This is a genomic window from uncultured Pseudoflavonifractor sp. (genome assembly GCF_944387275.1).
Classification (GTDB): Bacteria; Bacillota; Clostridia; order Oscillospirales; family Oscillospiraceae; genus Pseudoflavonifractor; species Pseudoflavonifractor intestinihominis.
On record NZ_CALXEG010000065.1, the window covers coordinates 1 to 9941 of the forward strand.

The following is a 9941-nucleotide window of genomic DNA, read 5'->3' on the forward strand; positions in this document are numbered from 1 at the left end:
TTATTCGGTCTGGAAACCAGGTGTAACAAGTGTAAGAGGGGGTAGAAACTGCATGGAAAAGTTGAAAGAATCCCGCGAGTGTGGTAAACTTATCGTGAGGGACGGGTGGATCATCTGTCCGGTCTGCGGGAAGGGAAAAATCCTGAAGGTCCGGTCGGATACCATCGCCCGGAACCTGCCCAGAAAGTGCAAGCGCTGCGGGCAGGAGACACTCGTGAATATCGAAGCGCCTGAGCCAGCGTCCAAAGAGACCAGCGCCTGAGCCAATGTTCCACCCGAGAAGGGGGGCAGTGGCTTGGGCGCTTTTTGTTTTGCCCGGAGGTGATAGCCCGTGGCCTTAAAGCCGCTCCGGCCCTGCCGCCATCCCGGATGCCGGGAACTGACCAGGGACGGCTACTGTCCCAAGCACAAGCCAAAGCGGGCCGCCCGCCGGGCGTCGGCGGAGTGGCACGGCTGGTACAGTCTGAGCATCTGGACCGATGACCTGCGCCCGGCCCAGCTGCTGCGGGAGCCGTGGTGCCGGGAGTGCGCCAGACGGGGCGTCCGCACCCGGGCCACGGTGGTGGACCACGTCAGGCCCCACAAGGGAGACTGGCAGCTGTTCATCGACCCGGCCAATCACCAGAGCCTGTGCGAGCGTTGCCACAACCGCAAGACCGCCCGGGAGATGGCCCAGGAACGGCGGGAAAAGGGCGGCCAATAGACAGCCGCCGCAGCACATAAACGTCCGGAGGCTTGGGCGCCCGGGCGCGGGCGCGCCCTGCCCCTGCGCACACCCGGGGCAAGCCTTCGGCTTGCGGGACCCGCCCCACCCCGGAAAAATTCCGGGGGCGATGGCGGAAGACCGCGCGGCCTGGTCCATGCAGGGTTTTCTCCCCACGGAAAGCGGTCGGGCGGAACAGCGAAAACGGAAGGAGGGAAATCCATGCCGGGACCGAGACAAAAGCTGAGCGTCCTGGAGGGAAACGGGCGCAAGCACCTGAGCAAAGCCGAGAAGGCCCAGCGGGCACAGCAGGAGGTGAACCTGCCCAAGCCCAAAAGCCTGCGGGTGCCCAAGTGGCTGCCCGAGGCGTACCGGAAGGAGTTCCGGGCCCTGGCCAGGGAGCTGCTGGCCGCCGACATGGGCGCGGCCCAGCTGGACGCCGACACCCTGGGGCGCTACGTGGTGGCCCAGGCCCAGTACATGGCCGTGACCGGGCTCATCCAGACCGCTCTGGCGAAGCAGGACGGGCCCGGGCTGGAGGGGGCGTCCAAGCTCCAGGACACCTATTTCCGGCAGGCGAGGGCCTGCGCCAACGACCTGGGTATGACCATCACCAGCCGGTGCCGACTGGTGATACCCGATGGGGCCAGAAAGCCGGAGGAGAACCCCTTTGAGAAGCTGATGCGGGAGCGGATGGCCCGTGCCTGAGCTGCTGACGCTGGCCCCCGGGGTGGCCGTGCCCCGGCCGGAGGACGGCAGCGCCATCCGGTACAGCCCACAGGCGGTGCAGGACGTGGTGGACTTCTTCTCCCTGCTGTGCTTCGGACAGAACGAGTGGGCGGGCAAGCCCTTTGAGCTGGCAGACTGGGAGCTCCAGGCCGTCCGGCAGTTCTACGGCGTCCAGGTCCAGGATGAGGACGGCAGCTGGGTGCGGCTGCGGCGGTTCCTCTACGAGGAGATCCCCAAGAAGAACGGCAAGAGCGAGTTCGCCGCCGGCCTGGGTCTGCTGCATCTGCTGTGGGACGGGGAGCGCGTGCCCCAGGTGGGCATCTTCGCCGCCGACAAGAACAACGCCGACATCATCTACCAGTGCGCCAAGTACATGGTGGAGCACACCTGTCTGGGCCAGCCGGAGCACGCACCCATCGCCTGGGCCCGGGACAGCCGCCGGGAGATCCACACCAAGTACGGCGGTGTCCTCAAGGTCTACTCCGCCGACGCGGACACCAAGCACGGCTATTCCTTCTCGGCCATCATCATCGACGAGCTCCACGCCCAGCCCAACCGGAAGCTGTGGGACGTGCTCACCGCCGGCTCGGACGCCGCCCGGCGGCAGCAGGCGGTCATCGTACTCACCACCGCCGGAGATGACCCGGACCGGAAGAGCATCGGCTGGGAGATCCATGAGAAGTGCCGCCGGCTCCTGGCCTGGCGGCGGGGAGAGCCCGAGCGGGAGCTGGACCAGGACGACCCGGCCTGGTGCCCCATCATGTACGGCGTCTCCGTCCTCACCGGGGACGACCCGGACAAGATCGCCGCCCTGGACATCTGGGACGAGGCGGTGTGGCGGGCGTGCAACCCGGCCCTGGGGCACAACCTGAGCCTGCGGAAGTTCCGGGCCGAGGCCAGGACCGCCCGTCAGAGCGAGGCGGCCGAGCGGCTGTTCCGGTGGCTGCGGCTCAACCAGTGGATCTCCACCAAGACGGTGGGGTGGGTGCCCCTGACCATCTACGACAAGACCCAGTGGAACCGGCCCGAGTGGGCGGGGCTCAGCGTGATCGAGCGCAGAAGCGCGGCCCGGGAGTACCTGCGGGGCAAGAAGTGCTATGGAGGGCTGGACCTGTCCAAGAGCACCGACCTGACCGCCTTTGTGCTGATCTTCCCGCCCCAGCAAGGGCTGGAGACCTGGGTGACCCTGTTTTGGGCCTGGGTGCCCCTGGACGACCTGGCGGCCCGGGAAAAGCGGGACGGCGTGCCCTACGGGGACTGGATACGGGCTGAGTTTATACAGGGCTGCCCCGGAGACATCATCGACTACGACGCGGTGGAGCAGACCATCTGGCAGGCGGCCGGGGACTTTGACCTGGTGACCCTGGGCCTGGACGCGGCCATGTCTTGGACGCTGTCCCAGCGGCTCATGCAGGGCACGGAGGACCGCGACGGGCTGGAAGTCATCACAATCCCCCAGACCATGATGGGCATGAGCCCGGCTACTAAGAAGCTGGAGCTTCTTCTGCGCAAGCACGAGATGCTCCACGAGCACAACACCGCCGCCCGGTGGAACTTCGGCAACATCCGGTGCGCCACCGACGGCAACGAGAACCTCAAGCCCATGAAGGACCGGAGCGTGGGCCGCATCGACATGACGGTGGCCTGGATCATCTCCATGGCGACCGCCATGGCCAAGGGAGTGGAGAAGCCCGACCTGGCCTCCGCCATGGAGCGGCCGGGATTCAGCTTGTGACGGTGTCCAAATCGGACACCGGGGAAGGAGACAGAATGGAACGTCTGAAGAAAGCGCTGCGGCGCTACGCCGCCGATCTGGTTCTGGTGGCGGGCGCTGCGGCGGTGGCCGTGGGGGCCGGGCTGGTCTACCCGCCCGCCGGACTGATCGCCGGCGGCGCGCTGGCCATTGCCGGGGCTGTGCTCAGCTCCCTGGGAGGCGGTGGTGGCGAATGAGTATGGCCCAGGGCATCCGGGCCGTGGCCCGGTCCCCCTCTGTGCGCAAGGCGGTGACGGTGGACAGCCTGGTATCCGCCGGATATCCGGCAGACGGCACCGAGACCGGCGAGAGCTTCGCCCGCAAGCTCTCTGCCGTGGACCGCTGCATTGAGATCCTCAGCGACTCCATGGGCAAGCTGCCGGTGTTCCTCATGGACACCAACACCCGGGAGCGCATCACCGGCGAGCGGGTGCTCCGGCTGCTCAACCTGCGGCCCAATGAGGCCATGACGCCCTTCATCCGCAAGAAGGTGCTGGAGACCAGCCGTCTGGTCAACGGAAACGGCTACGACTGGATCGTGCGCAGCCCCCGCACCGGGCGGATCGACGAGCTGATCCCCGTCCCCGGCCACCTGGTGGAGCCCTGGCAGGACACCAGAGGCCGGGTGTGGTATACCGTGACCCACCCCTGGACCGGGGAGCCCATGGTGCTGCCCAACGAGGACATGGCCCACTACAAGGCCGCCACCCGGAACGGGCTCAAGGGCGTGGCGGTGCTGCGGCGGGCCGACGAGGTCATCTCCTCCGCCCGGGCCCAGCAGCAGTATGAGCTGGGCTACTACGAGAACGGCGGACAGCCCTCCGGCGTGCTGCGCACCGAGGCCGACCTGGGCGGAATGGTGCAGGACCCCAAGAACCCGGGCAAGCAGATAGGGAAGAAGGACCTGCTGCGCCGGGAGTGGGAGAAGGTCCACGCGGGGCCCAGAAACAGCCACCGGGTGGCCATCCTGGACTACGGCCTGGACTACAAGCCCCTGTCGGCCAGCAACGCAGACGCCCAGTTCATCGAGAGCAAGGAGGTCTCCATCCGGGACATCGCCCGCTACTTCGGCGTGCCCCTCTACAAGCTCCAGGAGGGCAAGCAGGCCTACGGCTCCAACGAGCAGAACGCCATTGAGTACGTGGTGGGCACCCTGCACCCCATTGTCACCCAGTACGAGGAGGAGCTGACCTGGAAGCTGCTGACCGCCAGCCAGGTGGACGCCGGTCTGGAGCTGCGCATCAACATGATGGCGGAGCTGCGGGGCGACACCGCCGCCCGGGGCAGCTGGTACAAGGACATGGTGGAGATTGGCGTCTTCGCGGTCAACGACATTATGGACCTGGAGGACATGCCCAGGGTGCCCGGCGGCGACGAGCGCCGGGCCAGTCTGAACTATGTGCCCCTGCGGGACTGGGCGGAGCTGAGCAGGCTGCGGGCCGGGGCGCCCCAGACACAGGAGGAATGAGGATGGAACAGATTTTAAAGCAGGCCCGGCTGCTCAAGGCCGCCCTGGACGAGGGAGAGCTGGACCTCATCAACCGGCAGGCCCTGCGGCCCCTGGCGGCCGAGGAGGTGTTCACCTTCCGCCTGGCCGCCTGCAACAACCAGGTGGACCGGGACTGTGAGCGCTTCACCGACGAGACCCTGGAGGGCTTCGCGGCCCTCTTTGTGGGGCGTCCCGTGCTGCGGGACCACGACTGGGAGACCAAGAACCAGACCGCCCGGGTGTATGCCGCCGGCGTGGAGCCCATGGCTGAGGCGCCCGGCGGAAAGCAGCTGGTGCTGCGGTGCTACATGGTCCGCACTGCCGCCACAGCCGACACAATCACCGCCATTGAGGCGGGCATCCTGCGGGAGTGCAGCGTGGGGGTGGCGGTGAAGGAGGCGGTGTGCTCCGTCTGCGGCGTGAACCAGCGCACCGGCTGGTGCGAACACCGGGGCGGCGACGTGTACGACGGCGTGACATGCTGCTTTGAGCTCCGGGGCGCGGAGGACGCCTATGAGGTGTCCCTGGTGGCCGTCCCCGCCCAGCCGGCGGCCGGTGCCATCAAGAGCAAGCGCTACGGCGGGCCGGAGGGCCCGGAACAGAACCCCACGGGCGGGGCGCCCGATGAAGATACGGCCTGGCAGGACGAGGCCCTGCTGGAGCTGGAAAAAAACCGATTTTAACGGAGGGAAACGAGCATGAGAAGAAAGCTGATTGACCTGAAGACCCAGCGCACCGCCCTGCTGGAGGGCGCCGAGGCCCTGCTGAAGGCGGGCAAGCGGGAGGAGTACCGCGCCGAGATGGAGAAGGTCTCCAACATGAATGCGGACATCAAGGACCTCCAGGACCTGATCCAGGAGCAGGACCGGAAGTTCCTGGACGCCGCCCCTGACCGTGGGGAGGAGCGGGACAAGGCTCTGGAGCGCGCCGAGGTGCTGAAGAAGGGCGGCGAGGTGAAGTTCTCCGCCCGGGAGACCATCCGGGACGTGTACCAGGCCAGCAAGCAGATCACCCTGGCCACCGGCACCATTGTCCAGCCCACCGGCGCGGGCGCCAACATCCGGGACCCCCTGGGCAACGTGGTTAGCTCCATTGTGGACGAGGTCTACGTCCAGGACCTGACCGGCATGAGCGCTTTCCTGGAGCCCTACGTCATCAGCGAGGTGGACGCCAAGGGCGGCAAGGTGGCCACCACCGCAGGCACCGCCCGCACCGCATCCACCGACCCCAAGTTCGGCGTGGCCAAAATCAGCCCCTATGAGCTGACCGTCACCACCTATGTGGACCGCAACATCAGCCGCCTGAGCCCCGCCAACTACTACGAGAAAATCCGCTCCATGGCCATGCGGGCCATGCGCCGGAAGCTGTCCGACCTCATCGTCAACGGCGACGGCCAGGGCAGCCCCGACATGTTCGGCATCAAGAACGCCAAGAACGTGGCGAGCGAGAACATCTTCGCCGCGCTGGAGATTGCCGGCGGCGTGACCGAGAACCTGCTCACCGAGCTGTTCTTCGCCTACGGCGGCGATGAGACCATCGGCGCCAACGCCCGGCTCTACTGCAACAAGAAGGACCTGCGTGCCCTGGGCAAGATTCGCGGCGCCCAGGACAAGAAGCGGGTGTTCGACATCCAGCCCGAGGGCGGCAACCCCAACCGGGGCATGATTTCGGACGGCGGCACCATGATTCCCTACGCCATCAACTCCTTCCTTACCGCCCTGGACGGCGCCGGGACCTCCGCCCAGACCATGGTCTACGGCGACCCCATGAACTATGAGCTGGGTCTCTTCGGTGAGTTCACCATCCGTGTGGACGAGTCCGTCAAGGCGGTGGAGCGGATGTTCACCATCCTGGGCGACGCCATGGTGGGCGGTAACCTGGTGGTGGACAAGGGCTTCGTGGTGGCCACCACCCCCGCCGGCGGCTGATGGGAGGGATAGCCCATGGCCCTGACAGAGGAGCGCAGGGCGGCGCTGCTGGCCTATTGCAGGCTCACCGAGCTCTCCGACGACCCGGAGGTGACGGCCGTCATCCCCGTGCTGTATGATGCGGCGGTGGCCTACATGGACGGCGCGGGGGTGTCCCCGCCCGCCGCCGGTACGGCCCGGGCCGCCCAGTACGACCTGGTGGTCAACGCCATGGTGCTGGACGCCTGGGACCGCCGGGACATGACCGAGACCTCCGGACAGGTCACGGAGAACCCGGCCTTCCGCCGAGTGCTCAATCAGCTGAAGCTGACGGAGGGCATGGTGTCCGATTCGGACACCGGAGGATAAAAACCGCCCCGGCCATGAGCCGGGGCGGACTGAGAGAGGAGAAGCATGGAGCGGTACATTGACGCCGGCAGCCTGGACCAGCGCCTGGAGCTGCTGGAGCTGAAGGAGACTGCGGAGAACACCTGGGAGTGGGTGAGCGCCGGGCGGCTGTGGGCCGCCGTGACGCTGGACGGCGGCCGGAACCTGTTCTCCACGGTGGGCATCGGGGCCAGGAACGCCAAGCTGGTGCTCCGCAGGCGGCCCCTCACCCTCCACCAGGCCCTGCGGTGGAAGGGGCAGCACCTGTATCTCACCAGCGTCACCCAGCGGGACAGGACCCATCTGGATGTCCAGGCCGCCCTGGTGACGGTGGTGACCTGTGTGGCCCAGCGGTATGCCACCGGCATGGGCCAGGGCAACCGGCCGGTGAAGCGGGAACTGCCGCCCCAGACCTTCCCCGGCGTGCTCACGGAGAAGTATGTCCGCTATGAGCAGGAGGACACCTACGCCAAGACCAGCCGGTGCCTGGTGCTAGTGACGCCCAAGGCCGTCACCCTCAAGGAGGGCGACCTGGTGACCGTGAAGGAGGGCCCGGCGACCGCCGTGTACAATGTCCAGGCCTGCCATGTGCTGGACGAGTTCAAAAACGAGTATGAGATCCTGTTCAGCCGGGACGTTTGACTTGGAGGTGTGATATTTGTCGGGTCAGTCGCGTGAATTGCAGGCGGCACTCTACTGGAATAACGTTGCTCGGAGCTCTGCCAAGGGGTATGCCCCGACAACAAGGCGTACTTCATCGAATGGTGCACAGCATCAGGCAGGTGCAGCGCCAAGACAGACAGGGGCGTCGTCCTACACCGGAGTCAGCCTTGACGCAACGGCACTTGACCGGCTCCTGGCCAGCTGGGACAAGCTGCTGGAGACCTTCCCCGACAAGAAGCGGGAGCTGCTGGAGAACCTGGGCGACCGCCTGCTGGGGGATGTGCGCGGCCATATCGGCGGCAGCGGCACGGTCCAGGACTGGCAGGAGCGGTATATAGGCAGCAAAAGCGGCTATGTGGCCGTGCGGCCCAAGGCCGACACCTACAAGGTGACGGCAGGCGGCAAGAAGTACGCCGTGGGCCATGTGACCAACGCCATCGAGAACGGCCACAAGCACCGCAGGCCCAGCCAGGTCCGGCGGCCCGGATACCGGTACAGGGCCCGCATCAATGTCCCGGCCGTGGCCGGAAAGCACTTCTATGCCCAGACCCGCAGCCAGATGAACAGCCTGGCCAAGAGCCAGGTGGCCGCCCTGGCCGGTGAGATCGTGAGAGGACTGGAGGGAGGCGCGGAATGACCGGCATGGACCTGTGCGACGCCATCGCGGCCGTGGTGTCCGAGCTGTGGCCGGAGCGGATCATCTACCGGGACTTCTGCCCGGTGGACCACCAGCGGCCCAGCAGCTACCTCTACGTGTCAGACAGCGCCATGGAGCCCGCCAACCTCTGCATGGTGGAGTGGACCGTGGAGGCCCGGCTGGAGCTCTTCTGTGCCACCGATGAATACGACCTGAGCTCCACCGAGGCACTCAGAAGGGACCAGGAGCAGGTGCTGCTGGCCTTCGCCGCCCCATCCCTCAAGGTGGGGGACCGGTGGGTCACGCTGGCGGCCCAGGGCGACGGGATGGACATGGGCTCCGCCTTTGTGAACTTCTCGGCCACCTGGTTCGACGAACGCCCGGGCTACACGGACCCGGAGGAGACCGCGCCCCTGATGGAGCGGTACGAAGTCATCAAAGAGATCTCCGCCGGTATTCCCGGCAATCAAAATGAGAGGTGAATGACATGGCAGCAACCATCGGGCTGCCCACGCTGAAGATCGCCTTTGAGAAGGCGGCTGAGCAGGTGGCCAACCGGAGCAAGAAGGGCTATGTGGCCCTGTTCGTGCGGGACGCCCAGGAGAACGGCGTCCACGCCCTCAGCAGCGAGGCCCTGATCCCCTCCAAGCTGGGGGAGGCAAACAAGGAATATGTCAGACAGTGCTTTACCGGCAGCGACCGGGGCGGCCCCAGTCTGGTGTATCTGGTGGTCATCGCCACCGGCACCGAGGACACCACCGCCCTGGAGGCCGGTCTGAAGAGCATTGAGCAGTACTCCATCGACTACCTGGCCGGTCCTCCCGACGTGACCGACCAGGAGCTGGCCAAGCTGGTGGAGTGGACCAAGGCCCAGCGGGCCATGTACCGCACTGTAAAGCTGGTGAAGCCATGGAAAACGGAGGGAAGCGACGACATGGGCATCATCGAGCTGGACGAGAGCGGTATGACCGACAAGGACGGCCCGGTGACCGCCGCCGAGTACTGCGGCCGCATCGCGGGCATCCTGGCGGGCATCCCCATGGGCATGAGCTGCGCCTACGCCGCCCTGCCCGAGCTCACCGCCGTCACCGCCCGCACCACCGAGGAGCAGATCGAGGCCATCAACAACGGCAAGCTCATCCTCATCCACGACGGCATCCAGGCCAAGATCGCCCGGGGCGTCAACTCCCTCACCACCATCCCGGCCACCGGAAAGGCGGACTGGAGCAAGATCAAGATCGTGGAGGGCATGGACCTCATCACCTACTTCCTGCGCACCACCATCGAGAACAGTTGGCTGGGCCGGTATCCCAACACCTACGACAACAAGCAGCTGCTGGTGACCGTCATCTACAACTTCTTCCTGGAGCTGGAGCAGGCGGGGGTCCTGTCCGCCGGGGAGAGCTTCGCGGGGGTGGACTACGACCGGCAGCTCCAGTATCTCCAGAGCCAGGGCGTGGATACCGCCGCGCTGACCGAGCAGCAGGTACTGGAGTACCAGACCGGCAGCTACGTGTTCCTCAAGTGCGGCGGCCGCCTGGTGGACGCCATGGAGGACTTTGAGGTCCTTTTCAATAACCTGTAAGGAGGAGCGGACATGGCAAAGAACAAGTTTTCCGCCAAGCGGATTCCCAACGGCACCTACGGCGCGGTGTGGCTGGACGCCGAGCGCC

Annotated in this window: 13 protein-coding genes; all 13 read left to right on the top strand. The window is 66.4% G+C overall.

Annotated elements, in window-relative coordinates; all coding sequences use genetic code 11:
* Positions 1–262 (top strand): cysteine-rich KTR domain-containing protein (locus tag Q0K23_RS12310; protein WP_294522777.1); only part of this gene is annotated, 262 nt, incomplete at its 5' end.
* A 69-nt stretch (positions 263–331) separates the two neighbouring features.
* On the top strand, positions 332–703 hold the full coding sequence (locus Q0K23_RS12315; RefSeq protein WP_294522780.1) for an HNH endonuclease signature motif containing protein: 372 nt from the start codon (positions 332–334) through the stop codon (positions 701–703).
* Between the two features lie 222 nt (positions 704–925).
* The gene (locus tag Q0K23_RS12320) at positions 926–1411 is read left to right on the top strand and encodes a phage terminase small subunit P27 family (protein ID WP_294522783.1); all 486 of its coding nucleotides are present in this window, start codon (positions 926–928) and stop codon (positions 1409–1411) included.
* Positions 1404–3167 (top strand): terminase large subunit, encoded by a 1764-nt coding sequence (locus tag Q0K23_RS12325; RefSeq protein WP_294522785.1) that lies wholly within the window; start codon positions 1404–1406, stop codon positions 3165–3167. Before Q0K23_RS12320 ends, Q0K23_RS12325 begins: the two co-directional genes overlap by 8 nt.
* A gap of 35 nt (positions 3168–3202) precedes the next feature.
* Positions 3203–3382 (top strand): hypothetical protein, encoded by a 180-nt coding sequence (locus Q0K23_RS12330; RefSeq protein WP_294522788.1) that lies wholly within the window; start codon positions 3203–3205, stop codon positions 3380–3382.
* Complete coding sequence (locus Q0K23_RS12335; protein WP_294522791.1) at positions 3379–4653, top strand: phage portal protein; 1275 nt, start codon at positions 3379–3381, stop codon at positions 4651–4653. Before Q0K23_RS12330 ends, Q0K23_RS12335 begins: the two co-directional genes overlap by 4 nt.
* A gap of 2 nt (positions 4654–4655) precedes the next feature.
* Positions 4656–5357: a hypothetical protein gene (locus tag Q0K23_RS12340; RefSeq protein WP_294522793.1), complete on the top strand. Its 702-nt coding sequence runs from the start codon at positions 4656–4658 to the stop codon at positions 5355–5357.
* Positions 5358–5372: 15 nt separating this feature from the next.
* Positions 5373–6602 carry a phage major capsid protein gene (locus tag Q0K23_RS12345; RefSeq protein WP_294522796.1) on the top strand — a complete coding sequence of 410 codons (1230 nt, stop codon included), beginning with the start codon at positions 5373–5375 and terminating at the stop codon, positions 6600–6602.
* Between the two features lie 15 nt (positions 6603–6617).
* Complete coding sequence (locus Q0K23_RS12350; RefSeq protein WP_294522798.1) at positions 6618–6950, top strand: phage gp6-like head-tail connector protein; 333 nt, start codon at positions 6618–6620, stop codon at positions 6948–6950.
* Positions 6951–6995: 45 nt separating this feature from the next.
* Entirely contained in the window at positions 6996–7610 is a 615-nt protein-coding gene (locus tag Q0K23_RS12355; RefSeq protein ID WP_294522801.1) for a hypothetical protein, read from the top strand.
* A 16-nt stretch (positions 7611–7626) separates the two neighbouring features.
* The gene (locus tag Q0K23_RS12360; RefSeq protein ID WP_294522804.1) at positions 7627–8268 is read left to right on the top strand and encodes a hypothetical protein; all 642 of its coding nucleotides are present in this window, start codon (positions 7627–7629) and stop codon (positions 8266–8268) included.
* The gene (locus Q0K23_RS12365) at positions 8265–8750 is read left to right on the top strand and encodes a hypothetical protein (protein WP_294522806.1); all 486 of its coding nucleotides are present in this window, start codon (positions 8265–8267) and stop codon (positions 8748–8750) included. Before Q0K23_RS12360 ends, Q0K23_RS12365 begins: the two co-directional genes overlap by 4 nt.
* 5 nt (positions 8751–8755) lie before the next feature.
* Positions 8756–9853, top strand: a complete 1098-nt coding sequence (locus tag Q0K23_RS12370; protein ID WP_294522809.1) for a phage tail sheath C-terminal domain-containing protein — start codon at positions 8756–8758, stop codon at positions 9851–9853.
* Positions 9854–9941 lie beyond the last annotated feature (88 nt).

Coding starts and splice junctions, on each gene's coding strand:
- Q0K23_RS12370 (WP_294522809.1), top strand. CDS start 8,756: ATGGCAGCAACCATCGGGCTGCCCACGCTGAAGATCGCCTTTGAGAAG.
- Q0K23_RS12335 (WP_294522791.1), top strand. CDS start 3,379: ATGAGTATGGCCCAGGGCATCCGGGCCGTGGCCCGGTCCCCCTCTGTG.
- Q0K23_RS12320 (WP_294522783.1), top strand. CDS start 926: ATGCCGGGACCGAGACAAAAGCTGAGCGTCCTGGAGGGAAACGGGCGC.
- Q0K23_RS12355 (WP_294522801.1), top strand. CDS start 6,996: ATGGAGCGGTACATTGACGCCGGCAGCCTGGACCAGCGCCTGGAGCTG.
- Q0K23_RS12340 (WP_294522793.1), top strand. CDS start 4,656: ATGGAACAGATTTTAAAGCAGGCCCGGCTGCTCAAGGCCGCCCTGGAC.
- Q0K23_RS12345 (WP_294522796.1), top strand. CDS start 5,373: ATGAGAAGAAAGCTGATTGACCTGAAGACCCAGCGCACCGCCCTGCTG.
- Q0K23_RS12365 (WP_294522806.1), top strand. CDS start 8,265: ATGACCGGCATGGACCTGTGCGACGCCATCGCGGCCGTGGTGTCCGAG.
- Q0K23_RS12350 (WP_294522798.1), top strand. CDS start 6,618: ATGGCCCTGACAGAGGAGCGCAGGGCGGCGCTGCTGGCCTATTGCAGG.
- Q0K23_RS12330 (WP_294522788.1), top strand. CDS start 3,203: ATGGAACGTCTGAAGAAAGCGCTGCGGCGCTACGCCGCCGATCTGGTT.